The following is a 20671-nucleotide window of genomic DNA, read 5'->3' as shown; positions in this document are numbered from 1 at the left end:
CTTATAGGCTGGTGGAGTGCTTGGGTTGCACTTTTTCGTTTGGATTGAGGTAGTTCATGGCATTGTTAACAGCGGTTGGGGCTTCGCCCAGTCCAGTCGCAATCAGGTCGATTTTGCCTTCATAGAAGCAACAATCACCGATAGCATAGATACCAGGGACAGAGGTTTCTTGCTTGCTGTTGACGACAATGCGGTGGCGATTAAGTTCCAAGCCCCATTCTTTCAGCGTGCCGACAGATGATTTGAAACCGTAGTTGACAAAGAGGTGGTCAAAAGACAGGGTCAGCTTGTCCTCGCTCTTAACCTTGTCAAAATGAATGCTAGAAGCTCTGCCATTTTCCCCAGAAAGCCCTTTAGGGACAAATGGTGTGTGAATGGTGACGCTGGACTGCTTGAGCTCCTCCACGCTGTGCTCAAGGGCTCGGAAGTTGTCACGACGGTGGACAATCTGGGTAGTTTTGGCAATCTTTTCAAAGGCCAGTGACCAATCCACCGCAGAGTCACCACCACCCAAGACGACGATGTCCTTGTCGGCATACTGCTGGATATTGGACACGTGGTAGTGGACGTTGTCAAAGCTATCAGCACCATCAATCTCCAGCGGACGAGGCTTGAAGGCCCCGCCACCCATGGCGATAATCAGAGTCTTAGTTTGATGGCTACCCTTGTTAGTTGTTAGGGAAATGACCTCCCCAGGCTCAATGGCAGTTAGGGTTTCATTGAGGCAGATGGTGGTGTCAAAGGGTGCCAGTTGTGCAAGGAGGTTGTCGGTCAATTCCTGTCCCGTCAGGCTTGGAAAGGCCGGAATGTCCAAAATGGCCTTTTCAGGATAGAGAATGGCTGGCTGGCCACCTAGTTGGGGCAGAGAGTCAATGATTTTGACCTTGGCCTGGCGGAGGTGGGCGTAGAAGGTGGCGAATAGACCGACTGGTCCGCCACCAATGATGGTAATGTCATATACTTGTGTCATGGGAATCCTCTTCTCAGTTCAGAATGACCCTATTTTATCATATTTTTGGAAAAAATTCCCTCTCACTCTCTGCTGTCACAAGGGACAAGAGGGGCTTTTTCTTAGGGAAATGTGTAAAATGTAGTATAATGGAAAAAATTCACATAGAAAGGAAGAGATGATGGACCAGGATTTACAAGAAACCATCCAGTTAAAGGGATTAGATGAAAAAGAAAAAATGGATAAACCAGACCAGTCTGGACAAGACAGTCTAGAACAAGAGGGATTGAGCCGACGCAAGAGCCGTGGTGGTCAGGATCCCAAGCCTAAAAAACCTTCGCGCATACCAGAACCTGTCCGCAAGTTCTGGCGTCGCTACCAGTTGACCAAGATATTAATGATTTTGATTGGGGTTATGGTGTTGACAGTTGGTGGCTACCTCTTCTTCCTAGCGAAAACAGCAAATGTTGGGGACCTGCAGGCTGCCCTGAAGGCAACGACGGTTATTTATGACAAGGAAGGTGTGGAAGCAGGGACCTTGTCGGGACAAAAAGGGACCTATGTTGAATTGGATGCTATTTCCGATGTCATGGAAGAGGCTGTCGTAGCAACAGAGGACCGAACATTTTACGAAAACTCAGGAATCAATTACATGCGGACTATCTTGGCGGTCCTTACGCTGGGGCGGTCTGGCGGTGGCTCCACCATTACTCAGCAGTTGGCCAAAAATGCCTTCCTGACCCAAGAACAGTCAATTAGCCGTAAGGCTAGAGAATACTTCCTTGCCCTGGAAATCAATAAAAAATACAGCAAGGAAGAAATTCTCACCATGTACCTCAACAATGCCTATTTTGGGAATGGGGTCTGGGGTGTAGAAGATGCCAGTCAAAAGTATTTTGGTATTTCTGCCAGCCAGCTGACCTTAGAACAGGCTGCCTTATTGACAGGGATGTTGAAGGGGCCGGAAATTTACAACCCGTATTATTCACTTGAAAATGCGACCAATCGTCGCAATACGGTCTTGCAAGCTATGGTAGACGCAGGGGCGATCGATCAGGCGACAGCAGATGCAGGTTTCCAGGTTGATCTCGCTAGCCAACTCAATGACACCTATGCAGGCAAGCAGAGTAATTACAATTACCCTTCTTACTTTGATGCTGTCATTGCTGAAGCCATTGAACGCTATGGTCTGACGGAGTCAGATATCATCAATAATGGCTATCGTATCTATACCGAGATGGACCAGGCTTCCCAGGCCAGCATGCAGGTCATCTATGACGACGAAAGTCTCTTTCCAACGGCAGCTGTCGATGGCAGCTCTGCCCAATCGGCAAGTGTTGCTTTGGATCCTACAACGGGTGGGGTTCGTGCCTTGGTTGGTCGCGTTAATTCTTCCGAAGGTCAATCCTTCCGCAGTTTTAACTTTGCGACCCAATCTACTCGAAGTCCTGGTTCGACCATCAAGCCCTTGGTTGCCTATGCTCCGGCAGTTGCAGCAGGTTGGTCTATTGATCAGGAATTGGACAATCATACTGAAACCTATGGTGGTTATACCCTGCATAACTATGATCGTACAACTTCGGAAACCGTTCCTATGTACCAAGCCTTGGCACTTTCTTACAACCTACCGGTCGCTGCAATTGTCAATACATTAGGATTGAACAAGGCATTTGAATACGGTGAAAAGTTTGGACTTGAGATGGATTCTGTGGAAAAAGTTCTCGGTGTGTCTATCGGTAGCGGTGTGTCCACCAATCCTCTGGAAATGGCGCAAGCCTACGCGACCTTTGCAAATGGGGGTGTGATGAAGGATGCCCATCTGATTACCCGCATCGAGTCGGCCAATGGAAAGGTCTTGGGCCAACATAAGGAATCCTCAACCCGAGTGATTGACAAATCTGTCGCCGATAAGATGACTTCCATGATGCTCGGTACCTTTACCAATGGTACAGGAGTTAATGCAGATGTTTATGGATATAATATCGCCGGAAAAACAGGGACGACAGAGACCAGCTTTAATGTGGACTTAATCAATGACCAGTGGGTGATTGGTTACACGCCAGATTTGGTGATTAGTCAATGGGTTGGCTTTGAGGTTACAGATGAAAGCCACTATATTGACGGCACCAACTCCTGGATGGCCCCTCAGGTCTTTCGTACTGTTGCAGGAGCTATCCTGCCCAATACGGCTGGCACGCAGTTTAGTGTTGAAAATGCCTATGTACAAAATGGCATTGTCTCCGTCGCTGAAGATGTGAGTCAGACGGCAGAAGATACTGCCTTGCAGGATCAGATTGCTGAAGTCAGTCAGCAGACACAAAACTTATTGGAACAAGCCAAGCAGAATATTGTGGATGCCAAACTACCAGAACGGGCTAAGACCTTGATTGATATGGTGCTCGGATGGTTCCAGTAGTTGTCAAAAGCTCTTAAACGTGTTACAATGGTTTGGATGGAGGGCTTATGGCACTTAAAAAAGCAAGTTTAGCCTGTACAGTTTGTGGGTCTCGTAACTATTCGATTCAATTATCGAGCAATCCAAGACCTGTACGGTTGGAAGTAAATAAATATTGTAAGCATTGTGGGCAATACCAGCCACATAAGGAAACAAGATAGGAGTTTGTTGTGAAATTTTTTGCAGATACCTTTCGAATTTTAAAAGAAACCACTTGGCCAAGCGGTAAGCAGAGCTGGTTGGATTTTTCATCTGTACTTCAATACACAGCCTTTTTCGTGGCACTTGTGTATCTTTTTGACCTCCTCTTATCAAGAGGCTTGTTGTCATTGATTGATCTTTTCTCATAAACCACTTGCATTTTTCAAAAAGCTAGTGATATAATAAGGAAAAGCGAAAGCCTTCGGGCTTTTTTTTATGAAAGGAAATAAGCTATGTACGATAGTTTTGATAAAGGCTGGTTTGTACTCCAAACCTACTCAGGTTACGAAAACAAGGTGAAGGAAAACCTTCTTCAACGTGCCCACACTTATAACATGTTGGAAAATATCTTGCGCGTGGAAATCCCAACGCAAACGGTTCAAGTGGAGAAAAACGGCGAGAAAAAAGAAGTGGAAGAAAACCGCTTCCCAGGTTATGTGTTGGTAGAGATGGTTATGACTGATGAAGCTTGGTTCGTAGTCCGTAACACACCAAACGTAACAGGTTTCGTTGGGTCACACGGTAACCGTTCAAAACCAACACCACTCTTGGAAGAAGAAATCCGACAAATCCTGGTATCAATGGGGCAAACTGTTCAAGAGTTTGATATCGATGTCAAAGTTGGCGACACCGTTCGTATCATCGACGGCGCCTTCACAGACTACACAGGTAAAATCACTGAGATTGATAACAACAAAGTGAAGATGATCATATCCATGTTTGGTAACGACACAGTTGCAGAAGTCAACCTGAGTCAGATTGCGGAATTGTAACTGGAAAGCCTCCTCAAAGTTTTTAACTTTGAGGAGGCTTTTGCGCTTGAATCGATTGTATTCTTTTGAAAATTGTAAGAAAAAAGCCCGATTTCTCGGGCTTTTGACTTGTATAAATTCGGATAAAATCCTATAATAAAGGCGGTAGACGGATTTGAACCGACGATCAAGCTTTTGCAGAGCCGTGCCTTACCACTTGGCTATACCGCCATAACAAAGAATATTGTACCTTAAAAAGCGAAAAGGGTCAAGTGGTAAAATCAATATTTAGATATTATTGAAAAAGGAAATTGGCGTTTGGAAGTATGTCGTATGTAGAGAGTCCGAGAGTTTAACAAAAGATTTCGATCTTTTGTCGGTGCATATTTTATTTTGGGGGTTAGAATGAAAAAACATTTTTTACTAGGTCTGGTATGCTTGATGACTTTATCGGCTTGTGCTCAATCCAACATTCCGGCTGAAACAGAGAACTCTTCTTCGACAAGTCAGGAAAGTTCTACCAGTTCAAGTGAGCTAAAGATAGACGATAAAGAGTTGTATCAGGCGGTCTTTGCTGACTATCAGAAAATCGTGGAATTTGCAGCTACAGCTGATTCAAGTAATGTAGATGGTGTGCTAACGGTATTGAATGAACTTCAGTTTCCGATGAATTCTTGGGTGGTGGAAAGTGCAATAAATACGTCGGACTCCATTAGATATGCCTTTTATGATTTCAATAACGATGGTCAAAATGAATTATTTTTCGGGTCAGAAAATCCAGATGGCTCTATGTTGGTGACGGGTTTTTATGGGATAATTGCTGACCAGGTATCATTGTTAGCCGAAGGTTTTGTGGCTGGACACGGTGGTGCACGAAGTGCCATGGTTCTCTTCCAAGGTGGGGAATATGTGAGTTACGGATGGTATTCAGGAACAGGCGAGGCTGTCGGTACACTGAATCGGATTGATGAAATGGGTCAATTGATAGAAGGCACTCCGATCGATTTTCATATGAGAGATGAATTGGTTTCCGTTTTTGGAAAGACAGAGTCAGACATTCTAAATCCTAATCAATTTGATTGGGAAGAATTTGAGATTGACAGAACAGAAACAGAAACGAGTAGTTCCGACCAAACCGATGGAGTCCAGTCCATGAATTTGGAACAAATCCAAGCTGGAAATTTTGCTAGCTTGGAAGGTGAATGGGTCAATGCGCGTGGTGATCGGATGGAGATTGACAGTCAAGGAAATGTCTCTTATAATGATGGTCAATTTGTTGGCTTTATTGATTTAAAATATCATAAAGTTGAAGGGGCTATCCTAATTGTAAGTATTACCGATCCGAATGGTCGGGCCTCTGCTAGTGTACCGACCTTATTGATTCCAAAAGGAGTGCAGAATACCTATGGATTTTTAGAAGGGCATAGCGATCAGACGGACACCAGCAAGGATAGGATGTTCAGTACGCAAAGTGTTACGACGACTGAAGACTTTAGTAAAGGTGTCTTTTATCGAGTAGACGATTAGGAGAGACGGAATGAAAAAGAATAGACTCATTTTGGGATTGCTTTTGGGGGCTAGTGTTGGCTTATTGGTGGCATGTGGTCATCAGAAACAGGAGGCGACCTCAACCTCTTCGTCGACTTCATCTTCTCGTTCTAGCTCGACAAGCACGAGTTTCAGTACATCAACTACAAGTTCCACGACCAGTAGTTCAAGTAGCCAGGCTGGTCCCTGGGATGCTGATAAGACAGAGGCGTTAAGGAATTTCGTGATTGAACAATGGGGACCATCCTTCTCACCACCTCAGTACTATTTATCCTATCATCCAAGAAATGAGGGAAGCTTTTTTGGGGTGAGCTTGCCGTCAGGGGTTCTAAGTGGTCCTGGTCAGCAAATGACACCCGATTTTCAAGGGGAGACTCCGGAATTGGTTTGGAGCGAGAATGGTCAAGTGGAGGCAGGTCAGACAGCAGTGGTCGGAATCTATTCAGATATTGAAGCATCAAAATCCCAATTAGCCCACCTTTATCTCTTTACAATCAAAGATGGTCAGGTCATTGCTTGGATTACTGAGCAAAACCAAGGCAATCCAGAAAATCGATTGTATTTCCGACCAACCAAAAACCAGGAATTACAAGCCTTCTTTGAAAACTTGGTCCTCGATGGTAGTTCGATTGCAGCGACTGAAACCAGTTCAGCGACGGCAACTCAGTCTTCAGTAGACACCAAGAACTTGACAGTCGAACAAGCAGCTAATTGGGCCAAGGCACATGCAGCTTCACGTTACGGGGCTCCCTTTACTAAAGCGGATTTTCTAGCCCAAGTGGTTACCAATGTGCAATCTTCGGACGGCTTGGTCTATATTGAGGTAAGAGAAGATCATAGTAGCCCTAATATGCAGGGAACAGATCCCAATGTTGCTCCATCAGCAGGTTTTTATAGAATAAATGCCAGTGGACAGTTAGAAAGAATGGATGTTGTTGCAGGGTCTTATACTGTTGTTGCAGATATCTATTTTGAATAGGGTTAGGAGTCAAGATCAGCGTTCAGATTTTGGTGAAATTATCTATTGTTTTGCTTGAAAACAGGCCGTTTTTCTGATATACTAATAGAGTTGCTGTGCAACAAATACTCATCTCGGACCAATTGTGGTCTTGTTGCCGAAAGGTTGGGCTGCAAGTCGAAGTTCGGGAGAGGAGAAAAAACAAAAAGGAGAAATACTCATGGCAGTAATTTCAATGAAACAACTTCTTGAGGCTGGTGTACACTTTGGTCACCAAACTCGTCGCTGGAATCCTAAGATGGCTAAGTACATCTTCACAGAACGTAACGGTATCCACGTTATCGACTTGCAACAAACTGTAAAATTGGCTGACCAAGCTTACGAATTCATCCGTGACGCTGCAGCAAACGACGCAGTTATCTTGTTCGTAGGTACTAAAAAACAAGCTGCTGAAGCTGTTAAAGACGAAGCTATCCGCGCTGGTCAATACTTCATCAACCACCGTTGGTTGGGTGGAACTCTTACAAACTGGGGTACAATCCAAAAACGTATCGCTCGTTTGAAAGAAATCAACCGTATGGAAGAAGATGGAACTTTCGACGTGCTTCCTAAGAAAGAAGTAGCATTGTTGAACAAGCAACGTGCTCGTCTTGAAAAATTCTTGGGCGGTATTGCTGACATGCCACGCATTCCAGATGTAATGTTCGTAGTTGACCCACACAAAGAGCAAATCGCTGTTAAAGAAGCTAAGAAATTGGGTATCCCAGTTGTAGCCATGGTTGACACAAACACAGATCCAGATGATATTGATGTTATCATCCCAGCTAACGATGACGCTATCCGCGCTGTTAAATTGATTACAGCTAAAATGGCTGACGCTATCATCGAAGGTAACCAAGGTGAAGACAGCGTAGCAGCAGTTGAAGCTGAATTGGCAGCTGAGCCAGCATCTACAGAATCAATCGAAGAATTGGTTGAAGTTGTAGAAGGTGGCAACGCTTAATAAATAACAACAATCCTAGAGGGGCAGGGCTGAGCCCGCTCCTCTATTTTTATAAATACAAACAAGGAGAATAGACATGGCAGAAATTACAGCAGCTCTCGTTAAAGAATTGCGTGAAAAATCAGGTGCTGGCGTTATGGACGCGAAAAAAGCATTGGTTGAAACTGAAGGTGATATCGAAAAAGCGATCGAATTGCTTCGCGAAAAAGGTATGGCTAAGGCAGCTAAGAAAGCTGACCGTGTAGCAGCTGAAGGTTTGACTGGTGTTTACGTTGATGGTAACGTAGCAGCAGTTGTTGAAGTTAACGCTGAAACTGACTTCGTTGCGAAAAACGCTCAATTCGTTGAATTGGTAAACACTACTGCTAAAGTAATTGCAGAAGGTAAACCAGCTGACAACGAAGCAGCTCTTAAATTGGTTATGCCTTCAGGTGAAACTCTTGAAGAAGCATACGTAAACGCAACTGCAACAATCGGTGAGAAAATCTCATTCCGTCGCTTTGCTTTGGTTGAAAAAACAGATGCTCAAGCATTTGGTGCTTACCAACATAACGGTGGCCGTATCGGTGTTATCTCAGTTGTTGAAGGTGGCGACGAAACTCTTGCAAAACAAATCTCAATGCACATCGCTGCAATGAAACCAACTGTTCTTTCTTACACTGAGTTGGATGAGCAATTCGTTAAAGATGAGTTGGCACAAATCAACCACAAGATTGAACAAGACAACGAAAGCCGTGCAATGGTTGACAAACCAGCATTGCCACTCTTGCAATATGGTTCTAAAGCTCAATTGACTGACGAAGTGATTGCAGCAGCTGAAGAAGCTATCAAAGCAGAATTGGCAGCAGAAGGCAAACCAGAAAAAATCTGGGACAAAATTATCCCAGGTAAAATGGATCGCTTCATGCTTGACAACACTCAAGTTGACCAAGCATACACACTTCTTGCTCAAGTTTACATCATGGACGACAGCAAAACAGTTGAAGCTTACTTGAACTCAGTAAACGCTTCAGTTGTAGAATTTGCTCGTTTCGAAGTGGGTGAAGGTATTGAGAAAGCTTCAAACGACTTTGAAGCAGAAGTTGCAGCGACTATGGCAGCAGCTCTTGGTAAATAATCATATATAGAAGAACTTCCGAAAGGGAGTTCTTTTTTGTAAAATCGGTCTTAGGGCGGATGTCTGAAAAGACAATATCAGTTATACTGATATCAATCCTAAATATTTTTCATAATCTCCTTAAAAAGCACCGGCCTTGTGGTCGGTGCTTTTTGTTAGATTTCCAAAATATAAGTATCCCAGCTAGGCTTGTTTGGTTGTTGGAATTGGTCAGCTAAATGCATGGCGATAGGATCGCAGTCATCAGCCTCAAAGCTAATTTGTTCATACTGTTCAAATAGTTGGCAAATAACTGTTTGGATGAAGGAATCAAAGCTTTGTTCATCTTTTCCGCATACGTAGGCAATTTCATTGTTTTCTACGAAGGCATAATTTGCTGAGTCTGTATAAACCAGATCAGGTAAGCCCTTTTCAAATTTTTCTTGACTGGCAGTCCAAGGATTGATGTCTTGGTGGACTGTTTGATAGTGGTCAAAAATTTGCTGACAGGCTATTTGATAAGGTGTGGTGCCTTTGCGGACTATGTTTAGGTTGGTAGTGCTTGTCTGACTGAGATAGTCTTGCTTGGTCACTTCAAACTCGTAACATTTTCGTTTGCAGACAAAGCCAGCTGCGGTGAGGAAATGGATTCTTTCCTGCTCTGCAGAAGAGAGCATAACCTGCAGAGGCTTACCTTCTAAGGAAGTTTGTAGGGACTGGAAGAGCTGCTCTGCTATGGTGCAATCGTAATCGGCCAAATCCAGTCGAAGATAGGTATTGCCTTGGTGGTAGGGATTTTGGTAGCTGTGAATCTTGCCGAGTGGTCTTCCTTGATGAGAGATGTGGAAGGTGTTGGCTTGGTAGGAAATGTCTAGCATTAGCCTTGAATAAAAGCTGCAATTTCTTCTTCCGTCATGCTGGAGTCGCAGCGGACTTGGATACCAGTCGATTTAGCGACCAAGAGACCTGGTACGGTAGGTACTTGGTAGTGGTCACGGAGGGCCTGGAGTTGAGGGCTTACTTGGCTGGAGTCGAGGAAGTGAACGGTCACTTGCTTGTCTTGGGCGACCTTGTGGAGTTTTGGTGCGAAGCGGTTGCAGTAAGGGCAGGTTGCGCGTCCGATGAAAAGGACGCCTCCGTCTTTGGCGGTCAGAATGCTTTGTGCTCGCTCCGCAGTCACACTTGTAAAATCATGGATGTAGTCTTGAAAGTTCATATAAGATATAAAGGGCCTTAAGCGGACACAGACAAAATAGGAAACAGAACAACGGCTAGTTCTCGTTTATCTTTTTGGCCCATTCCCTAGCCCGTGTTCAGTTCAACTAAATACGGAAGCCCTAGTCCTTTCTATATTTTTCTTTTATTATAGGATAAAGCAGGACAGATTTCAAAATTCTGCTACGGATGAGGCTGGGCTTTTGCTTTCAAAATTTGTCATTTTAGGGTATAATGGTCAAAGATAGTCAAAGAAAGAGGCGATACTATGGCGATGAAAAATACATCGGATTATATCGAAGAGCATATCAAAGCCATCTTGGACCAGGTCAAGGTGGCAGAATTGCGGCGGAGTGAATTGGCCAGTCGGTTTGAAGTGGTGCCAAGTCAGATAAACTATGTCATCAAGACTCGTTTTACAGCCAGTCGGGGCTATATTGTGGAAAGTAAGCGTGGTGGCGGTGGCTATATCCGCATTGGTCGAATTACCTTTTCGGACAAGCACGAACTGGTCCATGATTTGTTGAACAATATGGGGGAGCAACTGTCTGCGACGGTCTATTCCGATATATTGCAGTTGCTGTTTGATGAGGGCTTGATGACAGAGCGAGAGGGTAACCTCTTTTTGGCCACTGGGTCAGATGATGTTTTGGGGCGAGATGCGGACGGTATTCGGGCGCGGATGATGCGTCAGGTATTGCGTCGCTTAGATAGGAAAGAGGATTAAATGGGAAAAAAGATTTCAAAAGGTTTACAAGGAGTATTTGAAGATGCTCAGTTGATTGCCCAGCGTTACCGGAGCGAGTATTTGGAGACTTGGCACTTGTTGCTGGCTTTTGTGATCAATCCAGATACGATTGCAGGTTCTGTTTTGGCTGAATACCCTGCTTCCATCTCTGATTATGAGCAAGCCACATTTGTGGTGACAGACAAAGTCTATCAAGAAGAATTGGAGAGGTTTGATTTTCTGCCGTCTTCCAGTCGTATGGTCGAGGTCAATATTCTAGCGGAAAAAATTGCAGAAATTGTCAAGGCTAAGGAACTTGGAACAGAGCATCTGTTTATGGCCATTCTCTTGGACAAGCGCTCGATTGCGTCACAAATCCTGGACAGGGTTGGTTTTCATTTTGAAGACAGTGGAGATAAGGTCCGCTTTATTGATTTGCGGAAAAATTTGGAAGGCAAGGCAGGTTTTACCAAGGACCATCTCAAAGCCATCCGGAGTATCTTGAAGGGTGGAAAACCCAAGCAAGCCAATGTAGGAAACATGATGGGCATGCCTCAGCCACAAAGTGGTGGTCTGGAAGATTATACACGGGATTTGACGCTCATGGCTCGTTCAGGTCAATTGGAACCTGTGATTGGTCGAGATGAGGAAATTGCTCGTATGGTCCAGATTCTCTCACGAAAAACCAAGAACAATCCAGTCTTGGTTGGGGATGCGGGTGTCGGAAAAACTGCGCTAGCTTTGGGCTTGGCCCAGCGAATCGCCAATGGTCAAGTGCCAGCCAGCCTTGTCAATATGCGGGTTCTTGAACTGGATCTGATGAACGTGATTGCGGGAACGCGTTTCCGTGGGGATTTTGAGGAGCGGATGAACAATATCATCAATGATATCGAAGAAGATGGCCAGGTGATTTTGTTTATCGATGAGCTACACACGATTATGGGGTCTGGTTCAGGGATTGATTCGACCTTGGATGCGGCCAATATCCTTAAGCCTGCCTTGTCTCGTGGAACCTTGCGGACAGTAGGGGCAACGACTCAGGATGAGTACCAGAAGCATATTGAAAAAGATGCGGCCTTGGTGCGCCGGTTTGCAAAGGTCTTGATAGAAGAGCCGAGTGTGGAAGATAGTATTAAGATTTTAGAGGGGTTGAAATCCTCCTATGAAGCTCATCACAAGGTCTCGATTTCAGATCAGGCTTTGGCAACAGCGGTGCGGTATGCCAAGCGGTATTTGACCAGTAAGAACCTGCCAGATTCGGCCATTGACTTGTTAGATGAAGCTTCCGCTAAGGTGCAAAATCGTGCTAAAGGTCAAGCGCCAGAAGGTGAGTTGACTGCCCTAGATCAGGCCTTGATGGCTGGAAAATATAAGAAGGTCAGCCAATTGATGGTTAAGGCACAGCTTGATCAAGAGGAAGGAGAACAGTACCCTCTAGAGGTGACTGAAGAAGATATCCTATCTACATTGAGTTCCCTGTCGGGTATCCCGGTGACTAAGTTGAGCCGTTCAGATGCCAAGAAATACCTTAATCTTGAACAGGAATTGCACAAGCGTGTTATTGGGCAGGAAGTGGCGATTTCAGCTGTTAGCCGAGCAATTCGTCGCAACCAGTCAGGCATTCGTACCGGTCGCAGACCGATTGGATCCTTCATGTTCTTGGGACCAACCGGAGTCGGTAAGACAGAGCTGGCTAAGGCCTTGGCAGAAGTTCTCTTTGATGATGAAACAGCCCTTATTCGCTTCGACATGAGTGAATACATGGAGAAATTTGCGGCTAGTCGCCTAAATGGAGCGCCTCCTGGTTATGTTGGCTATGAAGAAGGTGGCGAGCTGACAGAGAAAGTTCGCAATAAACCCTATTCTGTATTGCTCTTTGACGAGGTGGAAAAAGCCCATCCAGATATTTTCAATGTCCTCTTGCAGGTCTTGGATGATGGTGTCTTGACCGATAGCAAGGGGCGTAAGGTTGATTTCTCCAATACAGTCATTATCATGACATCAAACTTGGGAGCAACAGCTCTTCGTGATGATAAGACCGTTGGGTTTGGAGCAGCTGATTTGTCCAAAGACCACAAGGAAGTTGAAAAACGGATTTTCGAAGAGTTGAAAAAGGCTTATCGTCCTGAATTTATCAACCGGATTGATGAAAAAGTGGTCTTCCATAGTCTGACAGAAGCAGATATGCAGGATGTGGTCAAGGTCATGGTCAAACCATTGATTTCGGTCGCGGCAAGCAGGGGTATCCTCCTGAAATTCCAACCATCAGCCCTCAAATTGTTGGCCAAAGAAGGCTACGATCCAGAAATGGGTGCTCGTCCACTCCGTCGTTTGCTCCAAACAAAATTAGAGGATCCGATGGCAGAAATGCTATTGCGTGAAGATCTTGGTGCAGGTATGACCCTGAAAGTAGGTGTCACGGCCAACCAGCTCAAGTTTGAGAGCGTGAATGAATAGGTAGTAAAGAGACGGGTAACCTGTTTCTTTTTACTATACCTTTTTATAAAAAACAATAAATAGGTCTTGACTGGTTATGGAAAAAGGGGTATGATAGAAAATATAAAAAAATATAAAAAGGGTGTCTATGAAAAAAACAGTTGCAGTTATCTTTGGGACTTTTGCGCCAATGCACAAGGGGCACATTGACTTGATTCAGCGAGCCAAACGAGAAAATGACCGTGCGGTGGTCATCGTTTCTGGTTATGACCAGGACCGAGGACATCAGATTGACCTCGGTTTGCAGAAGCGTTTCCGCTATATCCGTGAAACCTTCAACGACGAGCCTCTAGTATCCGTCTTTAAGTTGGATGAGACAGGTATGCCCCCTTATCCAGAAGGGTGGACCCCTTGGTTAGAAGCTTTGGAAGTCTTGGTTTCTCCTCGGGAAGATGAGGAGTTGGTCTTCTACGTTTCAGAAAAAGAGTATGCAGAGGAATTGCGGTCACGGGGCTACCTGGCTTCCTTTACAGAGCGGAACTTCGGGATTTCCGCGACCTTGATACGGGAAAACCCTGCCAAGTATTGGAATTCCATCGCCAAGCCCTTCCGACGTCACTTTTCTAAGAATGTTTTGGTGGTCGGCTCTGCTTCAAACGGTAAAACTACGCTGGTGAGAGATCTGGGCCGCTATTATTCCTGTCCTGTTTCGCTGGAATATGCTCGCTACTACCAACAACGCTACAATGTTCGAGACGATGAGTTGACAGGCAAGGACTACAACTATCTCCTGACAGGCCAATACCGGCAAACCTCTGATTTGATTGATTCGGAGACCAACAGGGGATTGGTGATTGCAGATACCAACGCGACTGTCACAGAAGCCTACTACGACTACTACATCGGTGAAACCTCTAGTTCCTTCCATTCGCTCTGTGCCGATACAGTTAAGAATGAAAAATGGGACCTGATTATCTTTGTTCTACCGACAGGCTCTTATGTGGATGATGGTTTTCGGGATATGACCATGGCTGACGCAGAAATTCGCAATGCCTTCACCGAGCATTTGAAGGATTTGGTTGCCAAAAACCATCCGCAAACCCAGTTGGCTTATATCGGTGGGGATTATGCAGAAAACTATGCCAAAGCCATTCAGTTGATTGATGGCATCTATCAAGAATATTAGGAGGAAGATATGGATCAATTGCTTCAACGACTCGAAGGGATGAAAACAGCTGTGACACAGGTGCCAGAAAATATGGCTGCGATTGCAAATAGGGCAAGGAAACTGGGCCTACTTGGGGTTTTGCAGGCAATTCTGGCGGACCTGTTTCAAGGGCGGACGCTCTTTCAATGGTGCTACTTACTGGCCCTGTCTAGTGTGCCGATTGTCTTAGAATTTACCAATGGTGCTGCCAATCATGACTGGGTCGGACTTTTTACCTCCTGGACGGGCATTGTCTGCGTGATTATGGTGGCGGAAGGTCGTGCTAGTAACTACTTTTTTGGTTTTCTAAATAGTGTGATTTACTTTGCCCTCTCCTATCAAAATATGTTTTATGGAGAAGTGATGACAGCTATCTTTTTCATTGTCATGCAGCCAGTTGGACTTTATGTTTGGTTGACTGCCCGTGTTAATGGAGTGGCGGAAGAGGAGCAGACGGAGTTTGAGGCGCGTAAGTTGGACTTGAAGGGCTGGATCAAATGGCTGGGCTTCACTCTACTGGTTTGGGCAAGTTTTGGATTGATTTATCAATCGGTTGGTTCGGCTCGTCCATTTCGTGACTCTATCACAGACGGGACCAACTGGACGGGTCAATTTTTGATGACCTATCTTTACCGTGAACAGTGGATTTTCTGGATTGCGACCAATCTCTTCTCTATTTATCTCTGGTGGGGGACTTCTCTTCACATGCAAGCCATGTACTGGGTTTATGCCTTGAACAGTGCGGTCGGTTGGTACCAATGGTCTAAGTCTATAAAAGAGGGGCAGGTGGCTCAAAATGGCTAGGCCTGCTGGTCTAACAGACAAGGAATATTATGAAAAATATGTGACGGAAGAAGAGTTCTTAATCTGGTATAAGCAACAAGATTTGCCTCGTTTTGAAAAACCAAGCGTGACAGCTGATATGGTGGTCTATAGTTTTGTCGAAGGGAAAATCAAGCTCCTCTTGATTCGCCGTGCAGCTCATCCTTGTCAACACAAACTCTCCTTGGTCGGCGGTTTTATTGCCAGAGGCGAGGATGCCTACCAGACCTGCCAGCGTGAGATAAAAAAAGAAGCAGGACTTGACTTGCCGCGGAATCATATCGAGCAGCTCTTGACAGTTTCCAATCCAGAGCGGGATCCGCGGGGCTGGATGATGACCATTGCACACTTGGTTTACCTGCCTAGTCAGGCCTTGGACTTGGTCAAGCCAGGTCCAGATGGACGGGAGCCGATTGTGATTGACGTGGATTTTAAGACTTCGCAGTGTTCTTATGAGGGTAAGGTCTTGAGGGCAGAGGATTTTGCCTTTGACCATTATGAGATTGTCATGACTTCTATCCAGCGGATTCAGGGACGGATGAAGTGGAATCCAACCTTTCTCAATCTCCTGCAGCAGCCCTTTAACATCTATGCTGCGACGGACTTGGTCAATCTGATTTCTCCTGACAAAAAAATCCTCCACAACAATTTCCTGGCCAAGTATGGGGAATTTGTGGAAGAAGTGGGAGAAGAGCGCCTGCCCAAACGCAAACCGAGAAAGACCTACCGCTTGAAAGAAGGTTCATAAAAAGATAAAGAAGGGAGTGGGACAAAAATCGGTAACCCGCAGGGTTCGATGGGTCGTTAGCCCACCCTTGCACAGTTGAGTAGGGCTGTAAAAGGTGATAAAATCAGCTAATTAGAGCCCACTCAACCACTGCGTCAAGTTTAACTATTGAAAAAAACTAAGGAGGCCAGGACTTTTGTCCCAGCCTCTTTGATATTATTTCGTAATCCGTTCCTGATAGGCTTCTCTGGCTTGGTCAAAGAGTTCTTGGACTTGTTCGATGGTTTCTGCCTTGGCAACGGCTCCACGGATTTTGGCTGCACCTGCTGAGCCACGGAGATAGTGGGGAGCAAGACCACGGAATTCGCGGACGGCAACTGACTCGCCCTTGAGATTGGTCAATCGGGTCAGGTGGTCGAAGGCGACATTGAGTTTGTCGTCAAAGGAGAGGTCGGGCAGGACTTCTCCTGTTTCGAGATAGTGGTTGATTTGGTTGAAGATGTAAGGATTTCCCATAGCAGTTCGTCCGACCATGACAGCATCAGCACCGACTTCCTCGATTCGCTGGCGGGCATCTTCTACATTGCGGATGTCGCCGTTTGCGATGAAGGGAATCTTGGTCAGGCTGCCAGCTACCTTGGTCAAGGTCTCTAGGTCAACGGTTCCTGTGTACATCTGCTCGCGGGTCCGTCCGTGCATGGCCAGGGCAGCCACACCACCACTTTCTGCGGCCAGGGCATTTTCGACCGCCAGGTCGGTATTGTTCCAACCGGTCCGCATCTTAACGGTTAAAGGAATGTCAAGGACAGAGGTCACTTCCTTGATGATGTGGTAGATCTTGTCGGGGTCCTTGAGCCACTTGGCACCTGCCTCGTTCTTGATGACCTTGTTGACGGGGCAGCCCATATTGATGTCCACGATGTTAGCCTTGGTGTTCTTCTGGATGAAGTCGGCAGCCCGTTTCAGTCCTTCGGCATCGCCACCAAAAAGCTGGATGGACATGGGGTATTCGTTGTCGTCGATATGGAGCATGTGGAGGGTCTTCTCGTTGTTGTAGAGAAGGCCTTTTTCAGAAATCATTTCCATAACGACCAGACCTGCGCCCATTTCCTTGGCAATGGTACGGAAGGCCGAGTTGGTCACGCCAGCCATTGGGGCCAGCACGCAGCGATTGGGGATTTCCACATCACCAATCATGAAAGGGGTGTTGAGATTAGCCATTGATGAGTTCCTCCAAATCGTTTTCGTCAAAGTGGTAATGGGTCTGGCAGAATTGACAGGTGATGTCCACGCCCTTGTCCTCGTCTTTCATCTCTTGCAGGTCTGTTTTTGGCAAGCTGGCTAGAGCATCGAGGAAGCGGTCCTTAGAGCAGTCGCAGACAAAGCCGATTTCCTCTTCTGACAGGCGTTTGAAGTCATCATCGCCATAAATGGCGGATAGCAGAGCTTCTATGTGGTTTTCAGAAGCCAGCAAGCTCGAAATGGCAGGCATTTCCTGGATGCGTTTCTCGAAACGAGCAATTTCAGCCTCAGTCGCACCTGGCAGAACTTGGAGCAAGAAGCCGCCAGCTACCTTGACCTTGTCTTCTTCGTCCAACAAGACATTAAGTCCTACTGCAGATGGTGTCTGCTGGCTGTCTGTCAGGAAGTAGGCAAAGTCTTCACCGATTTCGCCAGAAATCAATGGCGTCATGGAGTTGTAAGGATGACCTGTTCCGTAGTCTGTGATAACCAGGAATTGCCCGTTTCCCACAAGAGGTCCAACGATGACTTCGCCAGTCGCTGTCCGTTTGTAGTCCAAGTCTGGATTTTGAATGTAGCCCTTGACCTGCCCTTTGGTATTGGCAACAGAGATGATAGCCCCAACAGCACCGCTGGCCAAGATTTTCAGGGTGATTTTGGTATCGCCTTTTTCATTGGCAGCCAAAATCTGATTGGCAATGAGGGTGCGGCCCAGAGCAACGGTGGACGACGCCATAGTATCGTGTTTTTCTTGGGCTGTTTTCACGGTTTCTGTGCTATCTAGCACAAAGGCACGGAAATGCCCGCTTTTTGATAGTGTTTTAATAATTTTATCCATAAGGATTATTATAGCACAAGTGGGGAAAATGGGGAAAGGGAGTGACCGAAAGTAAAAAACTGACTATGACTAGCCAGTTTTCAGTTCAGGAAACAACTTCCGTAATATCTTCGGCGTAATGCTCTGTCCAGGTCCTGCGTAGGTGTAGGTGTGCAGGTACATGGCAGGGTTGAAGTTGAGCTCGATACAGGTGCAGTTAGGCTTGTCCTTGCTGGCTGGCTTGGTGCGGTCAGGGATAATCAAGTCCACACCGCAAGCCCAAGCTCCCATAGCAGTCGCCATATCAGCGGCCAGTTGCTTGTAGGACTCATCCATCTGCTCGGTCATGTCAATGGAATCGCCACCGGTTGAGATATTGGAATTGCCACGTAGAAAGGCTTGGACGCCCTCTGGCAAAACTGTATCAGGCGTGTAGCCCTGTTGCTCCAACATGAGCAGTTCGATGTCACCTAGATTGATGATTTCAAGGGGGGAACGGTGGTCACGGCCACGCAGGGGATCTTGGTTTTTTTGGTCCACTAATTCACGGATCGTTGATTGTCCGTCCCCTACGACATTGGCTGCGACGCGGAGCAGGACAGCCTCGCACTTGCCGTCAAGGATAAAGAAACGGTACTCGGTCCCCGCCACGAATTCCTCCACGAGCACATGGCTGTCTTCCGAAAAGGCGATGTCAAGGGCTTTTTCATAGTCCGCAAGGCTGGCTGGCTCCTGAAAGATAGAGATGCCCAGGCCGAAATTGGTGGATTTTGGTTTGACAACAATAGCAGAGCTGGCTGTCTGTCCGTAGTAACTCAGGGCATCTTCCTTGTTAGAAAATTCAGCTCCCGCAGGCACTGGAAAACCAGCCTGGTCCAGTATCTTCTTGGTTACGACCTTGTTGGCCATGGCCAGAGGAATGACGTAGTTGTCCTTGGAGGTCATGTTGCCATTTTTGATGTACTCTACATGGTCACCATGCCAGAGCTTGAGAAACTGGTCTTCTTCATCCAAAATCTCGACATGTAGTCCCATTTGAATGGCGTCAAAGAGAATCATCTGGGTGGAGAGTTCCATGTTTTCATAGCCCTTGAGGGCGTATGGGGCTGTCCAAGCGTAGTCATGGAAAGTCTTGCCTTGCTGCTGCCCAAATCGTTCCAAAGACCCGTCTTCAACCTGCTCTGCTATTTTTCCAGAAAGGGTCAGGCGAGGGTCTTGAAGGGCTGCTTCAATCTGAGCGATGAGCTGGCTATAGTAGTCGTCCAGTCCGAAATGCTGAACGATAGCCTTCATGGCGGTCAGGATAGGGCTGGCATCCGCCTCTGCTGGTAGGAGAGTGTGGGGATGACTGAGGGCGATACGGTTGTTGAGTACTGCCGCTGTTGCCAGTTCCTCGTCAACCTGCTCCATGTCATCAAGCCAGAGGAGTGCCAGAGCAAAGAGATGGGTGGTGTCGAGGGTTTCTTGGCTAATGGCAAGAGGCTCAAAGGGATTGAGGTCGAAGTTGCGGAACTCCAAGTAGGTAATGCCCTTGGTCAAAAAGTCCCGGCTGGTCTTGGCACCGCGGAGGCGAACAGCAGAATAAAATTCCTTTTCAGCAGACAACTGACCGCTAGCAACCGCCTTCTCGATGTCGGTCACATATTGCTCCAAAGAAGAGAAGGAGATGTGGACATCGGGGGCGTTGACATAGCCGTAGTTGGAATTGCGAATAGACCGCACGCAGCCGATTCCATCTGTCAAAAATCCTTTTTCCGCCAGACTACTTGCTCCGTAGAGGTAGGTCAAGAACCAACGGTAGCGTAAGAAATTCTGGGCCAGCTTGAGATAGAGGGCATTCTTGAAGGTCAGCAGGTCCTGATAGCCACTAGCTTCAAAGAGTTGCTGGGTCAGGTCCTTTCCGAGTTCAAAGTTGTAGTGGATGCCTGACATGGACTGGAGCAACTTACCATAGCGTTCTGCCAAACCAACACGGTACTGATACTCATAGTCACTTTCCAGTTGAGCAATTTGGATTTCTTCTTCTGAAATGACAGGTGGCATGGACAGGGGCCAGAGGTACTCGCTCTTGTCCATAGACCGAATCGCCACATCTGTGATAGCCCCAAGAAAGCGGCGGGCTTCCTTGGTCGAATGAGCCACGGGTGTAATCAGTTCTAGTTGTGGCTCGCTGTAATCGGTCTGGATATAGGGGTGAAAACTGCGTGAACCCAATGTTTCAGGGTGTGGTGTCTGAGCCACGCGGTTGTCGCTATTTATTCGTAAGGATTCTCGTTCCAAACCAAAGGTGGCTTGGAGGATGGGGCTATTTGGGGATAATTTCTGTAACATAAGCAATCCGTCCAATTTCTGATAGTGTCTTACACTAATTTTATCTAGTTTGTAAAACAAATACAAATTTCTGCTACGTTTTACCTCTGATAAAGAAGATCCGTCTGCCTCTCCTCTTCGGAAATACCAAGTCCACCCTGTTATAAATGAGGATATATCGATAGAACGGTCGGATATTGAAGTAT

General features: G+C 46.3%; 19 protein-coding genes and 1 tRNA gene. 13 read left to right on the top strand and 7 right to left on the bottom strand.

The genetic code is table 11. The features are described 5' to 3' along the window. Position 1: 1 nt before the first annotated feature. Positions 2-970, bottom strand: coding sequence for an NAD(P)/FAD-dependent oxidoreductase (locus J5566_RS01895; protein ID WP_208561841.1), 969 nt, complete (start codon positions 968-970; stop codon positions 2-4). A 217-nt stretch (positions 971-1187) separates the two neighbouring features. Between J5566_RS01895 and pbp2a the strand changes: the two genes are divergently transcribed. The 4 genes from pbp2a to nusG all read left to right on the top strand — a co-directional run bounded on the left by pbp2a (position 1188) and on the right by nusG (position 4378). Beyond that, on the top strand, positions 1188-3365 hold the full coding sequence (gene pbp2a / locus J5566_RS01890; RefSeq protein ID WP_208561984.1) for a penicillin-binding protein PBP2A: 2178 nt from the start codon (positions 1188-1190) through the stop codon (positions 3363-3365). A gap of 47 nt (positions 3366-3412) precedes the next feature. Next, a complete protein-coding gene (gene rpmG / locus J5566_RS01885) occupies positions 3413-3565 on the top strand; it encodes a 50S ribosomal protein L33 (RefSeq protein WP_158456468.1) in 153 nt (50 codons plus the stop codon). Between the two features lie 9 nt (positions 3566-3574). Continuing rightward, a complete protein-coding gene (gene secE, locus J5566_RS01880) occupies positions 3575-3754 on the top strand; it encodes a preprotein translocase subunit SecE (RefSeq protein WP_158456470.1) in 180 nt (59 codons plus the stop codon). 84 nt (positions 3755-3838) lie between these two features. Continuing rightward, the gene (gene nusG, locus J5566_RS01875; RefSeq protein WP_158456472.1) at positions 3839-4378 is read left to right on the top strand and encodes a transcription termination/antitermination protein NusG; all 540 of its coding nucleotides are present in this window, start codon (positions 3839-3841) and stop codon (positions 4376-4378) included. A gap of 139 nt (positions 4379-4517) precedes the next feature. Here nusG and J5566_RS01870 read toward each other — a convergent pair. Further along, positions 4518-4588, bottom strand: a tRNA-Cys gene (locus J5566_RS01870). Positions 4589-4762: 174 nt separating this feature from the next. Between J5566_RS01870 and J5566_RS01865 the strand changes: the two genes are divergently transcribed. From J5566_RS01865 to tsf, 4 genes are all read left to right on the top strand, one after another. After that, the gene (locus J5566_RS01865; protein ID WP_208561840.1) at positions 4763-5884 is read left to right on the top strand and encodes a DUF6287 domain-containing protein; all 1122 of its coding nucleotides are present in this window, start codon (positions 4763-4765) and stop codon (positions 5882-5884) included. A gap of 10 nt (positions 5885-5894) precedes the next feature. Beyond that, positions 5895-6884: a DUF4767 domain-containing protein gene (locus tag J5566_RS01860; protein WP_208561839.1), complete on the top strand. Its 990-nt coding sequence runs from the start codon at positions 5895-5897 to the stop codon at positions 6882-6884. A gap of 199 nt (positions 6885-7083) precedes the next feature. Beyond that, positions 7084-7866: a 30S ribosomal protein S2 gene (rpsB, locus tag J5566_RS01855; RefSeq protein ID WP_172073374.1), complete on the top strand. Its 783-nt coding sequence runs from the start codon at positions 7084-7086 to the stop codon at positions 7864-7866. A gap of 76 nt (positions 7867-7942) precedes the next feature. Next, a complete protein-coding gene (gene tsf, locus J5566_RS01850) occupies positions 7943-8983 on the top strand; it encodes a translation elongation factor Ts (protein WP_105122652.1) in 1041 nt (346 codons plus the stop codon). A 155-nt stretch (positions 8984-9138) separates the two neighbouring features. On the opposite strand, the gene J5566_RS01845 is transcribed toward tsf, so the two are convergent. After that, positions 9139-9840: a GNAT family acetyltransferase gene (locus tag J5566_RS01845; RefSeq protein WP_208561838.1), complete on the bottom strand. Its 702-nt coding sequence runs from the start codon at positions 9838-9840 to the stop codon at positions 9139-9141. Then, a complete protein-coding gene (locus tag J5566_RS01840; protein WP_208561837.1) occupies positions 9840-10178 on the bottom strand; it encodes a thioredoxin domain-containing protein in 339 nt (112 codons plus the stop codon). Before J5566_RS01840 ends, J5566_RS01845 begins: the two co-directional genes overlap by 1 nt. 267 nt (positions 10179-10445) lie before the next feature. On the opposite strand from J5566_RS01840, the gene J5566_RS01835 reads away from it, so the two are divergent. The 5 genes from J5566_RS01835 to J5566_RS01815 all read left to right on the top strand — a co-directional run bounded on the left by J5566_RS01835 (position 10446) and on the right by J5566_RS01815 (position 16117). Then, positions 10446-10904, top strand: coding sequence for a CtsR family transcriptional regulator (locus tag J5566_RS01835; protein ID WP_208561836.1), 459 nt, complete (start codon positions 10446-10448; stop codon positions 10902-10904). After that, a complete protein-coding gene (locus tag J5566_RS01830; protein WP_208561835.1) occupies positions 10905-13361 on the top strand; it encodes an ATP-dependent Clp protease ATP-binding subunit in 2457 nt (818 codons plus the stop codon). A 127-nt stretch (positions 13362-13488) separates the two neighbouring features. Next, positions 13489-14526 (top strand): AAA family ATPase, encoded by a 1038-nt coding sequence (locus J5566_RS01825; RefSeq protein ID WP_208561834.1) that lies wholly within the window; start codon positions 13489-13491, stop codon positions 14524-14526. Positions 14527-14535: 9 nt separating this feature from the next. Beyond that, positions 14536-15351, top strand: a complete 816-nt coding sequence (gene pnuC, locus J5566_RS01820) for a nicotinamide riboside transporter PnuC (protein WP_208561833.1) — start codon at positions 14536-14538, stop codon at positions 15349-15351. After that, positions 15344-16117: an NUDIX domain-containing protein gene (locus tag J5566_RS01815; protein WP_208561832.1), complete on the top strand. Its 774-nt coding sequence runs from the start codon at positions 15344-15346 to the stop codon at positions 16115-16117. The genes pnuC and J5566_RS01815 overlap by 8 nt, the downstream gene beginning before the upstream one ends. Before the next feature lie 195 nt (positions 16118-16312). On the opposite strand, the gene dusB is transcribed toward J5566_RS01815, so the two are convergent. From dusB to gshAB, 3 genes are all read right to left on the bottom strand, one after another. Beyond that, positions 16313-17317, bottom strand: a complete 1005-nt coding sequence (gene dusB / locus J5566_RS01810) for a tRNA dihydrouridine synthase DusB (RefSeq protein ID WP_208561831.1) — start codon at positions 17315-17317, stop codon at positions 16313-16315. Continuing rightward, positions 17310-18176 (bottom strand): Hsp33 family molecular chaperone HslO, encoded by an 867-nt coding sequence (gene hslO / locus J5566_RS01805; RefSeq protein ID WP_024397774.1) that lies wholly within the window; start codon positions 18174-18176, stop codon positions 17310-17312. The genes dusB and hslO overlap by 8 nt, the downstream gene beginning before the upstream one ends. A 69-nt stretch (positions 18177-18245) precedes the next feature. Beyond that, the gene (gene gshAB, locus J5566_RS01800) at positions 18246-20486 is read right to left on the bottom strand and encodes a bifunctional glutamate--cysteine ligase GshA/glutathione synthetase GshB (protein ID WP_208561830.1); all 2241 of its coding nucleotides are present in this window, start codon (positions 20484-20486) and stop codon (positions 18246-18248) included. Positions 20487-20671 lie beyond the last annotated feature (185 nt).

The organism is Streptococcus suis (assembly GCF_017601095.1).
GTDB lineage: Bacteria > Bacillota > Bacilli > Lactobacillales > Streptococcaceae > Streptococcus > Streptococcus suis_Z.
Note: the sequence above shows the minus strand (reverse complement) of the source record. Positions and strands in the feature narration are given on the sequence as shown.